Annotated in this window: 19 protein-coding genes; 11 read left to right on the top strand and 8 right to left on the bottom strand. The window is 60.4% G+C overall.

The window, feature by feature from the left end; genetic code table 11:
- The first annotated feature begins 418 nt into the window (after window positions 1-418).
- The 7 genes from cobU (at window position 419) to HBO23_RS19050 (ending at window position 5,704) form a co-directional block, all read left to right on the top strand.
- On the top strand, window positions 419-940 hold the full coding sequence (gene cobU / locus HBO23_RS19080; RefSeq protein WP_099548861.1) for a bifunctional adenosylcobinamide kinase/adenosylcobinamide-phosphate guanylyltransferase: 522 nt from the start codon (window positions 419-421) through the stop codon (window positions 938-940).
- Window positions 937-1,992: a nicotinate-nucleotide--dimethylbenzimidazole phosphoribosyltransferase gene (cobT, locus tag HBO23_RS19075; RefSeq protein ID WP_017134895.1), complete on the top strand. Its 1,056-nt coding sequence runs from the start codon at window positions 937-939 to the stop codon at window positions 1,990-1,992. Before cobU ends, cobT begins: the two co-directional genes overlap by 4 nt.
- On the top strand, window positions 1,989-2,564 hold the full coding sequence (cobC, locus tag HBO23_RS19070) for an alpha-ribazole phosphatase family protein (RefSeq protein ID WP_170039152.1): 576 nt from the start codon (window positions 1,989-1,991) through the stop codon (window positions 2,562-2,564). The genes cobT and cobC overlap by 4 nt, the downstream gene beginning before the upstream one ends.
- Window positions 2,565-2,566: 2 nt before the next feature.
- Window positions 2,567-3,295: an adenosylcobinamide-GDP ribazoletransferase gene (locus HBO23_RS19065; RefSeq protein ID WP_170039150.1), complete on the top strand. Its 729-nt coding sequence runs from the start codon at window positions 2,567-2,569 to the stop codon at window positions 3,293-3,295.
- 42 nt (window positions 3,296-3,337) lie between these two features.
- Window positions 3,338-3,742: a MarR family transcriptional regulator gene (locus HBO23_RS19060; RefSeq protein WP_017134898.1), complete on the top strand. Its 405-nt coding sequence runs from the start codon at window positions 3,338-3,340 to the stop codon at window positions 3,740-3,742.
- A 64-nt stretch (window positions 3,743-3,806) separates the two neighbouring features.
- On the top strand, window positions 3,807-5,006 hold the full coding sequence (locus tag HBO23_RS19055) for an MFS transporter (RefSeq protein WP_169985254.1): 1,200 nt from the start codon (window positions 3,807-3,809) through the stop codon (window positions 5,004-5,006).
- 149 nt (window positions 5,007-5,155) lie between these two features.
- Window positions 5,156-5,704, top strand: coding sequence for a redoxin domain-containing protein (locus HBO23_RS19050; RefSeq protein WP_170039148.1), 549 nt, complete (start codon window positions 5,156-5,158; stop codon window positions 5,702-5,704).
- 88 nt (window positions 5,705-5,792) lie between these two features.
- Here the strand turns inward: HBO23_RS19050 and HBO23_RS19045 are convergent, their stop codons facing one another.
- From HBO23_RS19045 to HBO23_RS19030, 4 genes are all read right to left on the bottom strand, one after another.
- Window positions 5,793-7,067: an outer membrane protein transport protein gene (locus tag HBO23_RS19045; RefSeq protein WP_017134902.1), complete on the bottom strand. Its 1,275-nt coding sequence runs from the start codon at window positions 7,065-7,067 to the stop codon at window positions 5,793-5,795.
- Between the two features lie 146 nt (window positions 7,068-7,213).
- The gene (locus HBO23_RS19040; protein WP_017134903.1) at window positions 7,214-7,696 is read right to left on the bottom strand and encodes a hypothetical protein; all 483 of its coding nucleotides are present in this window, start codon (window positions 7,694-7,696) and stop codon (window positions 7,214-7,216) included.
- A gap of 276 nt (window positions 7,697-7,972) precedes the next feature.
- Window positions 7,973-8,197 carry a hypothetical protein gene (locus HBO23_RS19035; protein ID WP_005790139.1) on the bottom strand — a complete coding sequence of 75 codons (225 nt, stop codon included), beginning with the start codon at window positions 8,195-8,197 and terminating at the stop codon, window positions 7,973-7,975.
- Window positions 8,198-8,637: 440 nt separating this feature from the next.
- Entirely contained in the window at window positions 8,638-8,943 is a 306-nt protein-coding gene (locus HBO23_RS19030; RefSeq protein ID WP_170039146.1) for a hypothetical protein, read from the bottom strand.
- Window positions 8,944-9,416: 473 nt separating this feature from the next.
- On the opposite strand from HBO23_RS19030, the gene HBO23_RS19025 reads away from it, so the two are divergent.
- Together HBO23_RS19025 and rmuC are read left to right on the top strand one after the other, a co-directional pair.
- Window positions 9,417-9,740 (top strand): hypothetical protein, encoded by a 324-nt coding sequence (locus HBO23_RS19025; protein WP_099548863.1) that lies wholly within the window; start codon window positions 9,417-9,419, stop codon window positions 9,738-9,740.
- Window positions 9,741-9,915: 175 nt separating this feature from the next.
- Window positions 9,916-11,280 (top strand): DNA recombination protein RmuC, encoded by a 1,365-nt coding sequence (gene rmuC / locus HBO23_RS19020; RefSeq protein ID WP_163005473.1) that lies wholly within the window; start codon window positions 9,916-9,918, stop codon window positions 11,278-11,280.
- 35 nt (window positions 11,281-11,315) lie between these two features.
- On the opposite strand, the gene HBO23_RS19015 is transcribed toward rmuC, so the two are convergent.
- The 3 genes from HBO23_RS19015 to HBO23_RS19005 all read right to left on the bottom strand — a co-directional run bounded on the left by HBO23_RS19015 (window position 11,316) and on the right by HBO23_RS19005 (window position 15,897).
- Complete coding sequence (locus tag HBO23_RS19015) at window positions 11,316-14,786, bottom strand: PAS domain-containing hybrid sensor histidine kinase/response regulator (protein WP_017134907.1); 3,471 nt, start codon at window positions 14,784-14,786, stop codon at window positions 11,316-11,318.
- Window positions 14,787-14,905: 119 nt separating this feature from the next.
- Complete coding sequence (locus HBO23_RS19010; RefSeq protein WP_169984834.1) at window positions 14,906-15,298, bottom strand: YbaN family protein; 393 nt, start codon at window positions 15,296-15,298, stop codon at window positions 14,906-14,908.
- A gap of 11 nt (window positions 15,299-15,309) precedes the next feature.
- Window positions 15,310-15,897 carry a YecA family protein gene (locus HBO23_RS19005; protein ID WP_017134909.1) on the bottom strand — a complete coding sequence of 196 codons (588 nt, stop codon included), beginning with the start codon at window positions 15,895-15,897 and terminating at the stop codon, window positions 15,310-15,312.
- A 276-nt stretch (window positions 15,898-16,173) separates the two neighbouring features.
- Here HBO23_RS19005 and recQ point away from each other — a divergent pair, with 276 nt between their 5' ends.
- Together recQ and HBO23_RS18995 are read left to right on the top strand one after the other, a co-directional pair.
- Window positions 16,174-18,303, top strand: coding sequence for a DNA helicase RecQ (recQ, locus tag HBO23_RS19000; protein ID WP_017134910.1), 2,130 nt, complete (start codon window positions 16,174-16,176; stop codon window positions 18,301-18,303).
- A 121-nt stretch (window positions 18,304-18,424) separates the two neighbouring features.
- On the top strand, window positions 18,425-18,859 hold the full coding sequence (locus tag HBO23_RS18995) for a MarR family transcriptional regulator (protein ID WP_017134911.1): 435 nt from the start codon (window positions 18,425-18,427) through the stop codon (window positions 18,857-18,859).
- A 150-nt stretch (window positions 18,860-19,009) separates the two neighbouring features.
- Here HBO23_RS18995 and HBO23_RS18990 read toward each other — a convergent pair whose 3' ends face one another.
- Complete coding sequence (locus HBO23_RS18990) at window positions 19,010-21,199, bottom strand: patatin-like phospholipase family protein (protein WP_099548865.1); 2,190 nt, start codon at window positions 21,197-21,199, stop codon at window positions 19,010-19,012.
- Window positions 21,200-21,408: the final 209 nt, after the last annotated feature.

Here is a 21,408-nt window from a genome sequence, read left to right as displayed (position 1 = left end):
ACATATCCGTCAGCTGGGTAACGGCCACTTATGGTTCCGCTCTTACAGCGGGTCACTTTTGTAAAGACACAAAAGTAACCAAAAAGTCTTCGCCCCACCACTCGGCACCTCGCCTGGGCTCGGTGTACCCGAACGCAGGCTTGAATCCGTGGGCCGCCGCGATGGGCCATCCTTGGCCCAGCGCGGCTAACCCGGCGTCCTGCCGGGTTACCCACGGATTCAAACCTGCGTTCGGCCAGCGTGGTTTAACGGGGCGACTGAGATCAAAATCAAAAGCCAGATCAAAAGCAGATCTGCCTTTCTGTGGGAGCTGGCTTGCCTGCGATGGCCATGGCTCAGCCACTGCATGCCTACCTGACTCACCCCACTTGCCGCGGCACACCTCAACCTCTCCACCCGCCGAACAAGGTGCCACCCCATGCATCAATTAATCCTCGGCGGTGCCCGCTCCGGCAAAAGCCGCCTGGCCGAAAAACTCGCCAGCGACAGCACCTTGCCCGTCATCTACATCGCCACCAGCCAGCCGCTGGATGGCGAGATGAGCGCGCGCGTCGCGCATCACCGTGCGCGGCGTCCCGATCATTGGGGCCTGATTGAAGAACCCATCGAACTGGCCCGCGTACTGCGCGAAAACGCCGCCGCCGATCGCTGCCTGCTGGTGGACTGCCTGACCCTGTGGCTTACCAACCTGCTGATGCTCGAAGACCCGGCGCGCCTGGCGCTGGAGCGCGATCAATTGCTGCAAACCCTGGCTGCACTGCCGGGTGAAATCATTTTTGTCAGCAACGAGACCGGAATGGGTGTCGTGCCGCTGGGCGAATTGACTCGCCGCTATGTGGATGAAGCCGGTTGGCTGCATCAAGCCTTGGCCGAGCGGTGTCAGCGTGTTGTCCTGACGGTTGCCGGCCTGCCCCTGACTTTGAAAGGTACTGCGTTATGACTGACACCTGGTGGCTCAACCCTTGTAAGGCTGTCGACGCCTCAGCGTACGAACAAGCGCTGGCGCGCCAACAACAGCTGACTAAACCGGCCGGTTCGCTCGGCCAGCTCGAAGCTGTAGCGGTGCAACTGGCCGGCCTGCAAGGCCAGGTCAAACCGTTGGTGGACCAGGTGTGGATCGCCATTTTTGCCGGTGACCATGGCGTCGTCGCAGAAGGCGTGTCGGCGTTTCCCCAGGAAGTGACCGGGCAAATGTTGCACAACTTCGTCACTGGCGGCGCAGCCATCAGTGTGTTGGCACGTCAGCTGGATGCGCAGCTGGAAGTGGTCGACCTCGGTACGGTGACGCCCTCGCTGAACCTGCCCGGAGTGCGTCACCTGAACATCGGCGCGGGCACGGCGAATTTCGTCAACGGCCCGGCCATGACTGAAGCTCAGGGCTGCCTGGCGCTACAAGCCGGTCGCGATAGCGCTCGGCGCGCTTTGGCCGGTGGCGCCCAGCTGTTTATCGGCGGTGAAATGGGCATCGGTAATACCACCGCCGCCAGCGCCTTGGCCTGTGCGCTGCTCGATTGCAAGGTCAGCGACCTCACAGGCCCGGGCACCGGTTTGAACGCCCAGGGCGTCAGCCACAAAGTAGCAGTCATCGAGCGCGCACTGGCGCTGCATGCCGGACAGCGCGATGACGCATTGCACACCCTGTTCAACCTCGGCGGGTTTGAAATCGCCGCGCTGGTCGGTGCCTATCTGGCCTGCGCACAAGAAGGCATCGTCGTGCTGGTGGACGGGTTTATCTGCACCGTCGCCGCACTGGTCGCCACGCGCCTGAACCCGGCGTGTCGAGAATGGCTGGTATTCGGCCATGGTGGCGCCGAGCCGGGCCATCGTCACGTACTGCAAAGCCTCAACGCCGAACCCTTGCTGCAACTCGGCCTGCGCCTGGGCGAGGGCAGTGGTGCGGCGCTGGCGGTGCCGTTGCTGCGCCTTGCGTGTGCGCTGCACGGGCAAATGGCGACATTCGCCGAAGCGGCCGTGGCAGACCGCCCGGCATGACCTTGCACCTGGACCTGCTGCGCCACGGCGAAACCGAGCTGGGTGGCGGTCTGCGCGGCAGCCTTGACGACGCGCTCACCGACAAGGGCTGGGCGCAGATGCGCGCCGCCGTAGCAGAGCAGGGCCCTTGGGACCGCCTGGTCAGCTCGCCGCTGCAGCGTTGCGCGCTGTTCGCCCAAGAGTTGGGCGCACGCCTCGATGTGCCGGTGAACCTGGAAAAAGACCTGCAGGAATTGCACTTCGGCGCCTGGGAAGGGCATAGCGCAGCGGCGCTGATGGAAACCGACGCTGAAGGGTTGGGGCTGTTCTGGGCCGATCCCTACAGCTTCACCCCCCCTGAGGGTGAGCCGGTCAGCGACTTTTCACACCGTGTCCTCAGCGCCGTCTCGCGCTTGCACCAGGCTTATGCTGGTGAGCGCGTGTTGCTGATCAGCCACGGTGGCGTGATGCGTCTGCTATTGGCGCGAGCGCGAGGTTTGCCGCGCGAGCAGTTGTTGAATGTCGAGGTCGGCCATGGTGGGCTGTTCAGCCTGCACGTGGCTGCCGATGGTGTGTTGAAAGAAGGAACCTGACGATGCTGCCATTCTGGATCGCCCTGCAATTTCTCAGCAGCCTGCCGATTTGTTTGCCGGGCATGCCGCAGCCACAAGAGTTGGGGCGTTCGCTGCTGTTTTATCCTGTGGTCGGGCTGTTGTTCGGCGTGCTGTTATGGGCGCTGAACAGCGTATTGATGGGCGCGCCGTTGTTGCTGCATGCCGCCTTATTGCTGACCGCGTGGGTGTTGCTTAGCGGTGGCCTGCACCTGGACGGCCTGGCGGACAGCGCCGATGCCTGGCTCGGTGGCTTCGGCGACCGCGAGCGCACCCTGACCATCATGAAAGACCCGCGCAGCGGGCCGATTGCGGTGGTTACCCTGGGCTTGGTGCTGTTGCTCAAGTTCACCGCGCTGGTGGCGTTGATCGAGCAACGTAATGGCGCGGCATTGATCCTGGCGCCATTGATCGGGCGGGCGTCGATGCTGGCGCTGTTCCTTACAACGCGCTATGTGCGTGCAGGCGGTTTGGGTCAGGCGCTGTCGGACCATTTACCGCGGGTTGTCGGCCAACAGGTGCTGATCCTCAGTGGCCTGGCCTGCATCCTGATCGGCGGTTTCAGCGGCGGCATGGCTGTTCTGCTGGCGGCGCTGTGTTTTATCGGCCTGCGCCAATTGATGGTCAACCGGCTGGGTGGCACCACCGGCGACACAGCTGGCGCACTCCTGGAGTTGCTGGAAGTCGCGGTGTTGATCGGTTTGGCTCTGTAACACTTTCTTGCATTTCCTTAATCGCGGGTATATACACGTTCCATGCTTGCCTCCCAATGTTTATGCACCAACCTGCGACGTGCCGCCCGTGGCGTCAGCAGGCATTACGACGGCGCTCTCGACGGCTTCGGGATCAACGTCGCCCAGTATTCTTTGCTGTGCAACTTGCAGCGTCTCGACCAACCGAGCATTTCCAGCCTGGCCGACGCCATGGGCCTGGATCGCAGCACCTTGGGGCGCAACTTGCGGGTGCTGGAAGGCGAAGGCCTGGTGCAGTTGGTCGAGGGTGATGACTTGCGCAACCGCCTGGTGCTGTTGACGCAAGCCGGCGAAGAACGGCTGGCTGCGGCGTTGCCGGCGTGGGAAGCGGCGCAGCAAAAATTGATTGATCAGTTAGGCGCCGAAAAGCGCGAAACCTTGCTGGCCTTGCTGGATGAACTCGCCTGAGCGCGGGTTTGTTCGATTACAAGCGGGTATATACCCGCGAGCGGAGAATAAGAACATGACCTCGATGTGGCGCACCAGTGGTTGGATCCTTGTGGGGAGTGCGCTGATCCTGGCGTTGTCCTTGGGCGTGCGGCACGGTTTCGGCCTGTTCCTGGCGCCGATGAGCAACGAATTTGGCTGGGGGCGCGAGACGTTTGCCTTCGCCATCGCGCTGCAGAATCTGATTTGGGGCCTTGCGCAGCCGTTCACCGGCGCCCTGGCCGACCGTTTCGGCGCGACCAAAACGGTGTTCGTCGGCGGCGTACTGTACGCCGTGGGCCTGGTGTTGATGGGCATGTCCGATTCGGCGTGGTCATTGTCACTAAGTGCCGGCTTGCTGATTGGTATCGGCCTGTCGGGCACCTCGTTTTCGGTGATTCTCGGCGTGGTGGGCCGCACCGTACCGCCGGAAAAACGCAGCATGGCCATGGGCATCGCCAGCGCCGCAGGCTCTTTTGGTCAGTTCGCCATGGTGCCCGGCACATTGGGCTTGATCGGCTGGCTGGGCTGGTCGGCCGCCTTGTTGGCGCTGGGGCTGATGGTGGCGCTGATTCTGCCGCTGGTGGCGATGCTCAAGGACAAGCCGCTGCCGGTGGTGACTGGCCAGCAAACCTTGCGTGAAGCCTTGAAGGAAGCCTGTTCCCATTCCGGCTTCTGGTTGCTGGCATTCGGCTTTTTTGTGTGCGGTTTCCAGGTGGTGTTTATCGGCGTGCACCTGCCGGCCTACTTGGTCGATCAGCATTTGCCGGCCACGGTGGGCACCACGGTGCTGGCCTTAATCGGTCTGTTTAATGTATTCGGCACCTACACCGCCGGCTGGCTCGGCGGGCGCATGTCCAAGCCACGCTTGCTTACCGGCCTGTACCTGCTGCGTGCGGTCGTCATTGTGTTGTTCCTGTGGGCGCCGGTTACCGAAATCACGGCCTACCTGTTTGGCATGGCCATGGGCTTTTTGTGGCTGTCTACGGTGCCGCTGACTAATGGCACCGTCGCAACCTTGTTTGGTGTGCGAAACCTCTCGATGCTCGGTGGGATCGTGTTCCTGTTCCACCAAATCGGGTCGTTCCTCGGCGGCTGGTTGGGCGGGGTGGTCTATGATCGAACCGGCAACTACGATTTGATCTGGCAGGTGGCGATTCTGCTGAGCGTGCTCGCCGCCGCGCTGAACTGGCCGGTGCGCGAGCGGCCGGTGGCGCGCTTGCAGGCGCAGATGGAGGCGGCATGAGTGTGACGGCACGGTGTTTGACGGTAGCGGCGCTGGTCGTGCTGATGCTGCTGGCCTGGTGGGGCTGGCAGCGTGGTGGGCTGGCGTTGATGCAACTGGGTATGTCGATCTGTTAAGTTCGTGGTCTGGAAATGTTAAGGACTCACGACATGCAGATGCACTGGCTTGCAGTACCCGTCCTGATGGCCATTGGCAGTGTTGCCATGGCCGCTGATTGCCCACCGTTGCTTGAGGGCCAATTGCCCAAGCTGCGCGCCAAGGAATCCATCGATTTGTGCCATCGCTTTGCCGGCAAACCCCTGGTTATCGTCAACACCGCCAGCTTCTGCGGGTTCGCACCACAGTTCAAAGGCCTCGAAGCCTTGTACCAGCGCTACAAGGGCCAGGGGCTGGAAGTGATTGGCGTGCCGTCCGATGACTTCAAGCAGGAAGCCAAGACCGGTGAAGAGACCGCCAAGGTCTGTTACGTGAATTACGGCGTGACCTTCACCATGACCGAACCGCAAAAAGTCAAAGGACCGGATGCGGTACACCTGTTCAAGGTGCTGGCGCAGCAGACCAGCGCGCCGAAATGGAATTTCTACAAGTACGTGGTCGACCGCCAAGGCAAGGTAATTGCCAACTTCTCCAGTTTGACCAAGCCGGACAGCCCGGACTTGATCAAGGCAGTGGAAGAAGCCTTGGCTTCCAAACCCTGATCGTCGGCGATTAAAAAGCCCCGCCTCCTGTGCAGGAGAGCGGGGCTTTTTTAGATTCAGCTGGCGAGCCGGTCAGGCTCGCAGTGAATCAGAACTTGTAAGTCGCACCCAGGCCGTAACCCCAAGCGCTGTTTTTGTACTCGGCGTTGTAGGCGTTGCCCTTGCCGGTACGGTTGACGTTGACTTCTTCTTCCCACAGGTAGGAGACGGCAGCGTCGATCGTCCAGTCTTCAGTAGGGCTGAAGCCGGCACCAAAGCTGACAGCCTTACGGTCGCCAGTCGGGATACGCACCGAACGGTCGGTGTTGTTGGTAGGCGATTGGTCAACAGAGAAACCGGTGCGCAGTACCCACTGTTTGTTGACCTGGAACGAAGCACCGATGGCCGAGGCCCAGGTGTCATGCCAGTTCTGTGGCTCGTTGATGCGACCGATCGGGCCAGCCGCGCCACCCAGTGCAGGCGAAACGCCCGAGTTGTTGACGGTGATTTCTTTCAGGCGGCTCCAACGGGTCCATGTGGTACCCGCATACAACGTCCATTGGTCATCCAGCTTGTGGGTGATGGACATGTCGTAGGATTCTGGAGTGGTGATGTTCAACTTGGCGTCAAAACGCCCGCCGTTGAACGGACCAAAACCACGGCCGGAAATATCGGTGTGACCCGACAGGTTGTAGGAAACCTTGGAGGTGTACGTCAGGCCGATGTTGGTGCTAGCCCATGGCGTCACCAGGATACCGACTTTGTAGCCCCATGCGGTGTCATCGCCCTTGATGTCCACCAGGCCATCATTGCGGCCGAAGGTTTGCGCCAGCGGCGTCGACGAGGTCAGGTTACCGCTGATCTTGTTGAACGTCGGGCCGATACCCACGGACACGTATTCGTTGAAGGCGTAGCTGACAGTCGGCTGGAGGGTGACGACTTTAACGTCACTCTTCTTGCCGTAGTAACGGCCGCCGAAGCTGTCTTCGTAGTTGGTGATCAGGCCGAACGGCGCATACACGCCCAGGCCGAACGCCAGGTCATCGGTCGCTTTTTTCACGGCAAACAACATCGGGACTTTGGTAAAAGGAACCATGTCACCGTCGTTGCTGCTGCCGGGTGGGCCACCGCTGGTGTTTTTGATATCGGTCTTGGCGTCGATAGCTGCGACACCGGCAGTGATTTGATCGCGCTTGAGGCGTGACATGCCGGCAGGGTTGCCAGCGACAGTGCTTGCATCATCGGCAGATGAAGAGCGCCCGGCGAAACCTGTACCCATCCCACTGATGCTTTGCTCGTTGAGGGCAAAGCCGCTCGCGAACAGTTGGGTGGAGGCCATGGCAACGGCGAGGCTAAGTGTGGTCTTGAGCATTACTTTTTTCATTATTAGAACTCCGTGGTGATCACCGCTGCGGAAAGTAACAATAAATTTAGGTTAGCGCTATAGGCTGTAATGCAGGAGATAGAGCGGTTTTGTAGGACAATCCGACCAAAATCGGGGTTTTTAGCCGAATCTTGCAAAACGCCTGGTCAACAAGTGACCTGATTCATGGGTGAAACACAGGTCTGCCAGGCTTGGGTGAAGTCCCGCAGCCGACCTTGTGGGTGAAAAATTTCTTTCCAGATACGTGCCATTGCCAGTACATCGCCCGGCTGCGGCAGGGCAGGGCTGTGCTGCTCCACCAGCAGCCATGCGATGGCGGTGGCGTAACGCAGATTGACGGTTAACTCAAGCTGGGGCGCACTGAGGAATGCGTGCTGACTGGCCAGGCCGCGTACCAGGCTGGCGCGCTCGGGGTCGCGCGCCAGGTAATGGTCCCAAAGGGCGCGGTGGCGCGGTTCGGTGATGCTGTACAGGCCGTGGCCACGACGGTCGTGCAGGGCCGAGCCGAGTTCCGACTGGCTGGCAGCAATGCCCAGCAGCAGGGCTTCGGCTGTCGCATTATGGCGGCCGAGGTAAATCAACGTCGGCCGGATCACATAACGACACAATTCGCTGGCGGCGATACCCATACAAGCCTCGGTCCATGAAAGTGGTCGACGGTGCCTGAGAGGGGGCTTGGCAGCTGTGAATCGGATCTCAGGCCCGTCGCAAGCGGATCAAGCCGCTTGAGTTGAAGTGTAGTGTCATATTTACGATGTAAAGGACTGTTTTTAAAACATCTTCTTCATTTAGTTATAACGTTTATATCTATTTGAACTTAGCGAAAATGTTTCAATGCCGAATTTCAGGCAATAAAAAACCCTGCTTTTTAAACAGGGTTTTTGTGTTTCAGCGACTCGGGTCGATCAGGCAGTCAGTGCCTGACGGGTACGCTCGATCACGGCCTGCAGCGGCTCTGCGCTGGAGTATTGATCGGGGTACAGGCGTTCGCTGTGACGAGCGATGCCGTGTTCGTTGACCAGGGTGAAGCTGAAGCAGCCTTTGCGAGCGGCCATGATCAGGCAGTTCATTGGTGCAAAAGCGTTGGTGAGGGTGCGAATGGCATCCTGAGTGTGGATTTGAGCGTTCATATTATTGGTGTTCCTACAAATGACACGGATAAGAACCGTGCAGCGTTAAAACGTTCCAGTAACGTTGATCACCATTGATCAAACGAAGAACCGACTGGAACAAAGCAGCCAGTTTGAAGCGCTATTAAGTTGGCGCGCTTGGGCTGGCAGGTAGGTACTTAGGAGGGCAGGCAGCACAACAGGGGCAAAGGTTCTGGGCCCGGGGTGAAGATCCTGATCAATTTGCAGGTTGGTTCGGTCAGAGTATTGAGACTTCGCGGCACCCTTTGCATGTTCAAAGGCAGTGTCGTCGCAAGTGATACCTGGAAACCATCGAGGTGGTCGGTCCCGTGTTGTTCAGGGGAGTTGTTCGACCAGAATTGACTTTCAGCTTGGTACTAACGCCGCGGATAGTAACGGATCGAAACCGGGAAGGGAAGCGGCTGAGCAAAAAACTTTTATCAGCTGCCTAGAAAGCCACTATAGACCAGCACTGTTACGGCGGCCGCCAGCGAGCAGCCCAGCACGTAGGCCGCGAGGGTCAGGCGCCAGGAGCGGCCGGTTTCGATCACCGTCATCACGTCGCGCATGTCATTGATCCGGCCTTCACCCAGCTCGATGCACAGGCTTACCGCAGTAAAGGCCGCTGATAACAGGATGGCGATGGCAAACAACGCCCCGTCAGGCGAGGGCAAAGCTGCATTGATTCCCAATGATGTCGCGCAGATGGCGAGCAGCAACACGGCGAACAACAGGATTCCTTTCATCTGCGCCTACAGGAGAGTGACATCGTTGGTGCAGCAGTGTGGCGAGCGCGGGCGGTTTTGAAAAGTGCTCTGTTTTGCAGGCTGGTTGCTCTGTGGCGGTAACATTTTCGGACAGATTGAAGCAAAAAGTGTCGGCGATATAACCAGTGGATGGGTACTTGTGCACATTCGTTGCGCGGTGTGTAACCACTCTGTCAACTGCCCGCAAGTGCCGTCGTTTGCCTGCAACGAAAATTTAAGTCAATGAAAAACATCGCTTTTTTTTATTGGTGAAAAAATCGTCAGTTTGACTGCGGCCCCCGTTTCATGGGGCTTTGAGCGGGTTCAAGGTGGGTTGTCCACTGAGTTATCCACAGCTTCTGTGGATTGTCCCGAGCGCTTGCTCTAGAACGGGCGTGTAGGATTTATCCAGCTTTACCTGCGCGAAAAAAAGAGTAGAGTGGCGCGCCTTCCAATCTGTCCCACAGTGCTTTATGAAGTTTCGCTCAGTATCACCCTCTGTTACCGATACCCCTCAAACTGTTACCACACCCAAGCGATTTTCGTTGAAGGTTGCCTTGTGGCTGCTCGACAGCCCGCGGCTGGGGCATAACGCCAACATCAAGCACTTCGCCGGGCGCTTGCTCAAGCAGCCGGCCCGCGATGGCGTGGTCGCCGCTCAAAGTCGGCTGGGCCAGTTGATGTGCCGCGAGTGCGGCAACGCCCGCGACCGCCGCATTGGCCACGACCTGCTGCGCCTGGCGGCTCGCGCTGGCGACCGCCGCGCCCTGCGCGAGTTGGGGCAGGTCGAAGACTGAGCTGTCCTCGAGCCCCATGCTTGGTTAACCTTGCTCCTTTTCGGTGATGGCAGAAATGGCTATGGTTTTTGACTGGACCAGTATTGCCTTGGGTCTGGCGGGTGCAGCAGTGCCTTTATTGGCCCTGTGCTGGCAGATTCAACGTCGACTGACCGCGCGCATGACCGGTTGGGAGCTGCTCGAAGAGCGCCTGGCAACCGCGCAACTGGCCCAGGAAGGGCTAGCCGCGCAACTGGACGCCAGCCGCGATGAAATCAGCGACCTCAGCCAGGCCAATGCCGCGAAACAGGCCGACCTGGCCGCCATGCGCCGCGAAGTCGAACTGCTGCAAATCGACCGCGATAACGCCCGCGATGCCGCCCATGCCTGGAACCTCGACCGCAGCGCCAAGGAAACCGAGCTGCGCCGCCTCGATGCGCTGTCAGCTGCCTTGCGCGCCGAATTGCGTGAACAACAGGACAGTCATCAACAACGCCTCGCCGACCTGCAAGGCTCGCGCGATGAGTTGCGCGCGCAGTTTGCCGAGCTGGCCGGGAAGATCTTCGATGAGCGTGAGCAGCGTTTCGCCGAAACCAGCCAGGAACGCCTGGGCCAGTTGCTTGACCCACTGAAGGAACGCATCCAGTCCTTCGAAAAGCGTGTGGAAGAAAGCTATCAGAACGAAGCCCGCGAGCGTTTTTCCCTGGCTAAAGAGCTTGAGCGTCTGCAGCAATTGAACCTGCGCCTGTCAGACGAAGCCACCAACCTGACCCGTGCCCTCAAGGGCCAGAAGACCCAGGGCAACTGGGGCGAGCTGATTCTTGAGCGGGTACTGGAACATGCCGGGCTGGAGAAGGGCCGCGAGTACCAGACCCAGGTGAGCCTCAAAGGGCCGGACGGCGAGCGCTTCCAGCCGGACGTGCTGATCATGTTGCCGGGCGACAAGCAGGTGGTGGTCGACTCCAAGGTCAGCCTCACGGCCTATCAGCAATACGTCGCGGCAGATGATGAGGTGATTGGCCAGGCGGCCCTCAAGCAGCATGTGCTGTCCCTGCGTAACCACGTCAAAGGCTTGGCCGGCAAGGATTACAAGCGTCTGGAAGGGCTGCACAGCCTGGATTTCGTGTTGCTGTTCGTGCCCATCGAGGCCGCATTTTCCGCCGCCCTGCAGGCCGAGCCGAACCTGTTTCAGGAGGCGTTTGACCGCCATATCGTGATTGTCAGCCCCACGACCTTGCTGGCTACCCTGCGAGTGATCGACAGCCTGTGGAAGCAGGAGCGCCAAAGCCAGAATGCGCGGGAAATTGCCGAACGGGCCGGCTGGCTGTACGACAAATTCGTGCTGTTCATCCAGGACCTGGATGAAGTGGGCAACCGCCTACAACAGTTGGATAAGGCTTACAGCGCGGCGCGTAACAAGCTGACAGATGGGCGTGGGAATCTGGTCAGCCGTACCGAGCAATTGCGGTTGCTGGGTGCGCGTGCGAGTAAAAGTCTGCCAGCGGATTTGCTTGAACGGGCGATGACCGATTCAGACGGTGTGGCGCATCTGCCTGAGTAAATGCAATCCAAAATGTGGGGCCGAGTAAACTCTGTTTAAAGCGGCAAATGCCGACTCAACAGCGCCCGCAACGCCGCCGGCTTCACCGGCTTGGCCAAGTAATCCAACCCTGCCGCATGCACCTCGGCCACCATCTCCGGTCGCCCATCGGCACTGATCACCACCCCGGGAATCGGTTCTGCCAACTGCGCCCGCAGCCAGCCCATCAGCTCCGTGCCCGTCTCGCCGTGGTCCAGGTGGTAATCCACCAACGCCAGTTGCGGGCGCACGCCCTCGGCCAGCAGTGCCGCGCACTGCGCCTGGTCGGTGGCCGTCCACACTTCGCAGCCCCAGCGCGTCAGCAGGCTGCGCATGCCGATCAGGATGCTTTCCTCGTTATCCACACACAGCACCTGCGCGCCGCTTAATGGCAGCCCATTGTCTGGCGCGATCTTGGCCTGCGGGCTGGCCTGGTTACGCGCCAGCGGCACGCGCACGCTGAACACGCTGCCTTTGCCCGGCCACGAGCGCACGCTCAACGTATGCCCGAGCACGCGGCACAGGCCGTCAGCGATTGCCAAACCCAGGCCCAGACCCTTCTCGGCGCGGGTCTGGTGGCTGTCCAGGCGCTTGAACTCTTCAAAGATGACCTTCTGTTTATCCAGCGGGATGCCAGGGCCACGGTCCCACACTTCCAGGCACAATTCGTCCTTGCGCCTGCGCACGCCCAAAAGCACGGGGCCGTCGGCATAGCGGAACGCGTTGGTGAGAAAATTCTGCAGAATCCGCCTGAGCAACTTGATGTCACTGTCTATCCGCAACCGGCTGCCGCGCAGGCGGAAGCGCAGGTTCTGCTCCTGAGCCAGCGCCTTGAATTCGGCGCCGAGGGTGTCGAACAGCTCGTTGAGCACAAAGGGCTGCCGCTGCGGGTTGATCTTGCCGTTTTCCAGGCGTGAAATATCCAACAAGTCGCTGATCAAGTCTTCGGCCGAGCGCAGCGAGCTGTCCAAATGTTGCACCAATTGCCGCGCGTCGGCAGACAGGCCGTCGTGCTGGTGGGAAAGGGCTGCGGAGAACAGGCGTGCAGCGTTCAAGGGTTGCATCAGGTCGTGGCTGACAGCCGCAAGGAAGCGGGTCTTCGACTGGCTGGCGGATTCGGCCACGCCCTTGGCGTCGGTCAAAGCGACATTGAGCTGGGAAAGCTCATGGGTACGCTCGGTCACCCGTTGCTCAAGGCCTTCGTTGGCCTCGGTCAGCGCCTGCTCGGCCTCCCGGAACGCAGTGATGTCGGTAAAACTCATGACAAACCCACCGCCGGGCATCGGGTTGCCGATCAGCTCAATCACGCGGCCATTCGGGAATAAACGTTCGGAGGTGTGCGCGCGGCCTTGGCGCATCCAATGCAGGCGGCGCGCTACGTGCACCTGGGCCTCACCCGGCCCACACAGGCCGCGCTCGGCGTTGTAGCGAATAATGTCGGCAATCGGCCGGCCCACGCTGATCAGGCCTTCAGGGTAGTTGAACAGCTCCAGGTAGCGGCGGTTCCAGGCCACCAGCTTGAGGGACTGGTCGACCACACTGATGCCTTGGGTGATGTTTTCGATCGCGCCTTGCAGTAATGCGCGGTTGAATTGCAACACCTCGGAGGCTTCGTCGGCGATGCGTACTACGTCCTCCAGCTGCATCTCCCGGCCTTCAATCGCGGCTTTTACCACTGCGCGTGTCGAAGAGGCGCCGAGCACGCCGGCCAGCAGGCGTTCGGTGTGGGCGATCCAGTCGTTATCGGCATTCTGGTTGGGGTTGAAACCTTTGCCTTGGCGATAGGCAAATCGGATAAAGCTCTGCTCGGCGCGTTCCTTGCCGACAAAACGTGCCGCGAGGCTGAGCAGGTCGCTGATTTGCACCGACAGCATCGAGCGCGCATTGGCGCGCTGGCTGATTTCCTGGCCGATAAAGCGCCCGGCCTGCCAATGCTCGGATACCCGTGTGCGCGACAGCATCGAGACCCACACAAACAGCGTGAAATTGCCCGCAAGAGAAAACACAGTACCCAGGGTTAACGAGGTGACGGTGAAACCAAAGGGGTGCGAATGCATCCACGTCAGGCCGGGGAAAAGGCTCAACGACCACCCCAGGCTTTTCGCCGTCACCGGCAGGACCAAGGTGTAGAACCACAAGAAAGTGCCAGCCGCCAAGCCGGCAAATACGCCTCGTCGGTTGGCCTGCTTCCAATACAACGCGCCAAGCATCGCTGGCGCCAGTTGGGTAACGGCGGCGAACGCGATCTGGCCGATGGTTGCCAGGCTCGCGCTGGAGCCGAGCAGGCGGTAACTCACGTAGGCCAGCAACAGGATGATCACAATGCTGACGCGGCGCACCGACAGCATCCAGTGGCGGAACACTTCGAACGGCCGCTCTGCGCTGGAGCGGCGCAACAGCCACGGCAGCAACATGTCGTTGGAGACCATGGTCGACAAGGCAATGCTCGCCACAATCACCATGCCGGTGGCCGCCGAGGCGCCGCCGATAAACGCCAGCACTGCAAGGGCCGGGTGCGCTTCGGCCATGGGCAGGCTGATCACGTAGGAGTCCGGCAATACCGAGGCGGGCAAGAGCATTTTGCCGCCGAGGGCGATAGGGATGACGAACAGCGCGGCGAGGATCAGGTACGCCGGGAACACCCACTTGGCCAGGCGTAAATCCTGCGGGTCGATGTTCTCTACCACGGTGACGTGAAACTGCCGGGGCAGGCAGATAATCGCCATCATCGCTACGCCAGTCTGCACCACCATCGATGGCCAGTTAATGGTTTCTGTCCAGTATTCTTCAAGGCGCGGGGCGAGCATGGCCTGGCTGAACAGATCGCCAAAACCATCGTATAGGCCGAAGGTCACGAATGCGCCTACCGCCAGAAAGGCGAACAGCTTGACCAGGGATTCAAACGCGATCGCCAGCACCATGCCACGGTGGTGTTCGGTGGCATCGAGGTTGCGGGTACCGAACACAATGGTGAACAGCGCCAATACCAGCGACACGATCAACGCGGTGTCCTGGGCGCGGGTGCCGGTGGTGTCGGGGCCGGAACCGATCAACAGGTTCACGCCCAGCACGATGCCTTTGAGTTGCAGAGCGATATAGGGCAGCACGCCGACCAGGCAGATCAGCGCCACCACCACCGCCAACGATTGGGATTTGCCGTAGCGTGCGGCGATAAAGTCGGCAATGGAGGTGATGTTTTCCTGTTTGCTGATCAGAATCATCTTCTGCAACACCCAAGGTGCCAGCACCAGCAGCAGGACAGGTCCCAGGTAGATTGGTAAAAACGCCCACAGTTGTTCGGCGGCCTGGCCTACGGCGCCGAAGAAGGTCCAACTGGTGCAGTAAACGGCCAGCGACAGGCTGTATACCCAGGCACGTATTCGTGGCGGTAGCGGCGCGTGGCGGCGATCACCGTAAAAGGCGATGGCAAACATAATGGCCATATAGGCCAGGGCAACGGCGGCGATCAGCCCGCTGGACAGCGTCATGGTAACTCCGAGCATAAGAACACCCGGGCATTCCGAGCCCGGTGGGACAGTCTCGCATGATGCTGGGGGTTAGTCAGTGTCGACCAAGGTCGTGTGGGATCGAATGTCGCAGCGCGTGTTCAACGCGGTGGCAGGGTTTTCTGACGCAAGATGTAAATGCTCACCAGCACTGCACTGGTCAGCATAAACCCACGTGCCCAAGGCAGCGGCACCAGGTAGCAGGAAAAACCAATGCTCAGCCACATCAGGCCGATGGCGTAGACCTTGCCCTTGAGCGGAATGCCATTGCCGTCCAGATAGTCTTTGATCCACGGCCCCAGGCGCGGGTGTTCCACCAGCCATTGGTAGAAGCGCGGGGAGCTTCGGGCGAAGCAGGCGGCTGCGAGTAGCAGGAAGGGCGTGGTCGGCAATACCGGCAGGAAGATACCGATCACTCCCAGCGCTACGCTCAGCCAGCCGATGGCCAGCAGCACGTAGCGCAGGAGCAGTGAGCGCTTGCCCATGGGCGTCATGGGCAACCGACTCAGTGGTGACGTGGCTTGAGGATCGCCGGTTTTTCGTCAGGCGCATTGCACAGCAGGTACAAGGCGGTGAGGGCTTCCGGGATCTGTACGATCATGTCGTCCATCAGGTTGGCATCGGCGGCGATGTCGGAGAATTCCGGCTGGTCGTCGAACAGGCCCGAACCGACCATGATCGGCAGCAGCATTTCGCTGACTTCTTCCTCGGCAGTTTCGAACCAGGCGGCTTCGCGCAGGAACACACCTTCCATGAAGCCGATGCACCAGCCGCGCAGGTCGGAGTCATCCGGCTCCTCGCCCAGGTCCAGCTCGCACGGCAGCTCGAATTCCTCATCGGAAGCCAGTTGGCGACCAATGTGGGCCTTGAGGGCCAGCAGGGTGGATTCGATTTCTTCGCGTTGGGCGGCGTCGGCGTAGTGCGGTTCTTCGGCGAACAGCGCGTCGATCCATTCACGGTCGGGCACGACGTCGGCGCAGATCGACAGGGCGGTCAGGTAGCCGTGAGCGGCCACGTAGTCCAGCGCCTCGTCATGCAGCTCATCGGCGTCGAGGAAGGCTTGCAGGCGGGTTAGTTGCTCAGCGAAGGACATTGAAGGGCTACCTTGGGAATAAACGATGCGCAATTCTAGGCTTTCTTGAGCGTCCAGGCCAGCTGCAAGGCATATTTGCCGGGTACTGGAGCGGGGTGACTATTCGTCAGTGGCGCCCTTTGCCAGGTAACGCTCGGGTATACTGCCGCGTTTTGTGATGCCCCTGCAGGCCAAGCGCCAATCCGCGAAAACTTCGCTTACGGATTATTTCCCGTGAAGCGGTGTTTTTTCGGCCAGCCTGTACAGAGGGATTTCGGCACCATTTTGGAGTTTTACATGCTCGAACAGGCTCAACGCGTCCTCAAGGACATCTTCGGCTACGACAGTTTTCGTGGCCGCCAGGGTGCGATCATTGAGCGCGTGGCCAGTGGCGGTGATGCCCTGGTCCTGATGCCTACCGGCGGCGGCAAGTCGCTGTGCTTTCAGGTGCCGGCGCTGTTGCGCAATGGCTTGGCCGTGGTGGTGTCGCCGCTGATCGCGTTGATGGACGATCAGGTCGCCACCCTAGAAGAACTCGGTGTCGCCGCCGCCGCCTTGAACTCCACCTTGAGTGCCGAACAGCAGCGCGAGCTGGCTGCGCGCATCAAGCGCGGTGAAGTGAAGATGCTCTACCTGGCGCCAGAACGGCTGGTGCAGCCACGCATGCTGGCCTTCCTGCAAAGTCTGGAAATTGCGCTGTTCGCCATCGACGAAGCCCACTGCGTGTCGCAATGGGGCCACGATTTCCGTCGCGAATACCTGCAACTGGGCCAACTGGCGGAATTGTTCCCCGACGTGCCGCGCATCGCCCTGACCGCCACCGCCGACAAACGCACCCGCGAAGAAATCGTCGAGCGCCTGCATCTGCAGAACGCCGAGCGCTTTCTGTCGAGCTTCGACCGGCCGAATATTTTTTACCGCATCGTGCCCAAGGAACAACCGCGCAAGCAGTTGCTGGCGTTCCTGTCCGAGCGGCGCAGCGACGCAGGCATCGTGTATTGCCTGTCGCGCAAGAAGGTCGATGAAGTGGCCGCGTTTCTCTGCGAGCAAGGCTACCCGGCGCTGCCGTATCACGCGGGGCTGCCCAATGACACGCGCTCTGCCCATCAGAAGCGCTTCCTCAACGAGGAAGGCCTGATCATGGTGGCCACCATCGCGTTCGGCATGGGCATCGACAAATCCAACGTGCGTTTTGTTGCACACATGGACCTGCCAAAGTCCCTTGAGGCCTACTACCAGGAAACCGGTCGCGCCGGCCGTGATGGCCTGCCGGCGGATGCCTGGATGGTCTACGGCCTGCAAGACGTGGTGATGCTCAAGCAGATGTTGCAGAACTCCGAAGGCGACGAGCGCCACAAACGCCTGGAACAACACAAGCTCGATGCCATGCTCTCGCTGTGCGAAGAGACCCGCTGCCGCCGACAGACGCTGCTGGCGTATTTCGACGAGGACATGCCCGAGCCATGCGGGCACTGTGACAATTGCACCGATGGCGTACAGACCTGGGACGCTACCGAGCCGGCGCGCCAGGCGTTGTCGGCCATCTACCGTACCGGCCAGCGCTACGGCGTGGGGCATCTGGTGGACGTATTGCTGGGCAAGGACAACGAGAAAGTGCGCAGCTTCGGCCACGAAAAACTCTCGGTGTACGGCGTCGGCAAGGCGCGCGCCGAAGGCGAATGGCGTTCGTTGTTCCGGCAGATGGTCGCGCGCAACCTGGTGGACATCGACATCGAAGGCTACGGCGGCTTGCGCCTGAACGACAGTTGCCGGCCATTGCTCAAGGGCGAGGTGAGCCTGGAGCTGCGCCGCGACCTTAAGCCGCAAACCACCGCAAAAAGCAGCAGCACCAGCCCGGCCAGCCAATTGGTGCGTGGCGAAGAACGCGAACAGTGGGAAGCCTTGCGCACCCTGCGGCGCAAACTGGCGCAGGAACACAGCGTGCCGCCTTACGTCATCTTTCCCGACTCCACGTTGCTGGAGATGTTGCGCGAGCAACCGACCAGCATGGCCGAGATGGCCAAGGTCAGCGGCGTGGGTGCGCGCAAGCTGGAACGCTACGGCCAGGCCTTCCTCGAGGTGCTCGGCGGCCAGGCCGAGGCGCCCAAGGAAGTCGCCGACATCCGCCATGAACTGATCAGCCTGGCACGTGCCGGCATGACCCCGATCCAGATCGCCGGCCAGCTGCAATGCTCGGAAAAAAACGTCTACACCTTGCTGGCTGAATCCATCGGCAAGCAACAGTTGTCGTTGGAGCAGGCCCTTGATTTACCGGAAGATTTGCTCGGTGAAATCCAGGATGCCTTCCTCGACGGAGAAGGCGAATTGCCACCTGTCACGGAGATCGCACCGCTGTTTACCGGGCGTGTTCCTGAGGGGGTTTTGTATTGCGTACGTGCCGCTTTGCAGTCTGAATTCGAAATTTAATGTGCCAATTACGACAATGTAACGAATCAGTACATAGCACCACTTGCCTCCTGGCATGGCTCATGCTTAGCTGACTAATAATTAGCCACATTCTATTTTCAGTCTAAATCATGAGTTTTTTATGCCGTTAACCGAACAACACCGCTTTGGCATGCAGTTGGCGCAAATGTCCCGAGGCTGGCGCGCCGAACTCGACCGCCGTTTGGCGGGGCTGGGCTTGTCCCAGGCGCGTTGGCTGGTGCTGTTGCACCTGGCCCGTTTTGTAGATGCGCCCACCCAGCGTGAACTGGCGCAAAGCGTCGGCGTAGAAGGTCCGACCCTGGCGCGCCTGCTCGACAGCCTTGAAGGCCAGGGCCTGGTGCAGCGCCAGGCGGTGCTGGAGGATCGTCGCGCCAAACGCATTCTGTTGTGCGACACCGCCCGTCCGTTGATTGATCAGATCGAAACCATCGCCACGGCCTTGCGCCATGAGTTGTTCGTGGGCGTGGATGAAGAAGATTTGCGCGTGTGCATGCGCGTGCATGGGCACATTCTGGCGAACCTGGAAAAGTCCTGAGGTGTGGCGAGGGAGCTTGCTCCCGCTGGGCTGCGTAGCAGCCCCAAAGCCATCAACCTCGTTGCACCTGAATGATCGCATTCACCGCATTGGGGGCGCTTCGCACCCCAGCGGGAGCAAGCTCCCTCGCCACAGTAGCCTGGCATCCAGCTAGAACGTCTGCCCCAGGTTCAGGTACACCGCCTGCTGCTTGTCATCATTGAACCCATAGCTGAAATTCAGCGGCCCTAACGGCGTATCAAAACCGAGGAAAATACTCGCGGCATTGATGTACCCGCTGTCAAACTGGTTATCGTTGTTCCACGCCCGGCCGCGTTCCACCGATGCGCCGAGGTACAGCGGGAAATCCAGCGGCAGGTATGAGCGCGGCGTCAGGCGGCGGTAGTACACAGCACGCATCAGGGCGATGTTCTGCCCCGAGATTGAGTCTTCGCGAAAGCCTGATAATTGCCGCGCACCGCCGAGCAGAAAGCTGGAAACCACCACGTCGGATTTATCCAGCGTGCGCCCATAACGACCGCCGAGTATCAAGGTGTCCGGGCCGTGGCTCATGGCCTTGTCCAGCTTGAACTCCCACTGTCGGTAGCGCTGGTCCGAACCCAGGCCGGGCTCGAACTCTCGGAAGGCCAGGCCGATGTCTTCGCCGGTATGGGGGAAGTACACGTTATCCAGCGAATCGAACGAGTACTTGAGCTCATAGAAACCCTCATTGAAGCTCACACTCGGCAAGTCGCGCTCGCCAACACGCACATCTGCCTTGCCCCAGGCTTCACCGACGCCGAAGCGGATCTCGCCGCTATTGCCAATCTGGCGCCCCACGTTCAAACCAAAACCGTAGCGCTCCAGGCGATATTCGGCGATAGGGTCGCTGTCCAGCACCAGGTCGACGTTCTGCGCCTGGGCACTGATATAAGGCGCGACGAAATAGCGCGAGCCCACATCCAGTGGCTGGTAGAACTCGCTGTACAGCTCTTGGCGATCACCAATCTGCACGCGCGTCAGCCATTCGGCGCCAAGGCGGTTGATGCCGTTCATGCGGTAACTGGCGCCGAGGTTGTAAGCGCTGGCGCCGCGCATGTCATCCGACAGGTTCAGGCCCAGGCGCAAATAGTCGGTGCCGCTGCGTTTGCCGCGCGCGCTGATGACCAGGGTATTGTCCTGGCCCTTTTTCACCACGCGGTATTGCACCTGCTCGAAGTAATCCAGGCCGTACAACGTGCCCATGTCGGTTTGCAGGCGGCCCAGGTTCAGCGGCTCGCCCAGGGTTTGGCGGATGTAGTAGCGAATTACGTCGTCACTGACTTTCGAGTCGTTCTCCACCTTGATGGCGGTGATCACCGGCGTGCGTTCGCCCGGGGTGCGGGCCTCAACCAATTGCGGGTCGATCGGTTCGGCGGGGCGCAAATGCGCCAGGCGCACGTCGAGGGCGCGGGTGGCGCGGTAGCCGGCGTCGATCATGTCCTTGGCGCGGCCGAAGTCCGTCACGCCGTAGGCGGCCAGCGGTGGCTGGATCAGCACATCCTTGGGATGCAGGGCCTTGAGTTGTTCTTCTGAGTTGCGCCGGGTCATCAGGGTGATGGACTGGTTGAGCACGTCCACGACCGTCGCCAGTTGCTTGCGTGAGCGCAGCGGCGTGCCGATGTCCACGACGATAGCGATGTCGACGCCCATTTCGCGCGCCACATCCAGTGGGATGTTGTCGGTCATGCCGCCGTCCACCAACAGCCGTCCGTCCAGTTCCACCGGAGCGAACACTGCCGGGATCGACATGCTCGCACGGATCACCTGGGGCAAGTGACCCTTGCTGAACACCACTTTTTCGCCGGTGGTGATGTCGGTGGCCACAGCGCGGAACGGGATTGGCAGCTTGTCGAAGTTACGCGTATTGCTGGAGTGGGCGAACATGCTTTCCAGCAGCAGCGCCAGGTTCTGGCCCTGGATCACGCCGAGCGGCAGGCCAAGGCTGCCGTCATCGCGAAAGCTGAGTTTTTGTTTGACGAGGAAATCGCGGTCATCCTGTTTGCGCCGAAACGGCACATCTTCGCGCGGCGGGGCGTCGGACAATGCCTGCTGCCAGTCGATATTGAGCGCGAGCTTTTCCAGTTCATCGATCTTGTAGCCCGAGGCGTACAGGCCGCCAATCACCGCGCCCATGCTGGTGCCGGCGATAGCATCGATATGGATACCTTGCTCCTCCAGGGCCTTGAGCACGCCAATATGCGCAAGGCCACGGGCGGCACCGCCGGACAGCACCAGGCCGATTTTGGGGCGTGGGCTTTCGACGGCATCGGCGATCAGGGGAAGCAGGCACAGAAACAGGCAGGACAACAGGCGGCGCATCATGAATCTCGAGGCTGGGCGATAAAGGCCGGTATTATAGTCACTCGATCGTCCGTGCCCGATATGTCAGGAACTTCTCTAAGGATGGTCTGAAGTAGCCATGTATTTCCCCGGCATACCACCTAGCGCAACTTTTAAACTCGCCAAATGATCAAAAAACAATCAATTCGACGAGTATTTCTTACGTTTTCGCCACCCGGACCCCACTC

Origin of the sequence: Pseudomonas sp. WS 5532, assembly GCF_012985445.1 — a bacterium.
Taxonomy (GTDB): Bacteria; Pseudomonadota; Gammaproteobacteria; order Pseudomonadales; family Pseudomonadaceae; genus Aquipseudomonas; species Aquipseudomonas edaphica.
This window is presented reverse-complemented; position numbering and strand designations above follow the sequence as displayed.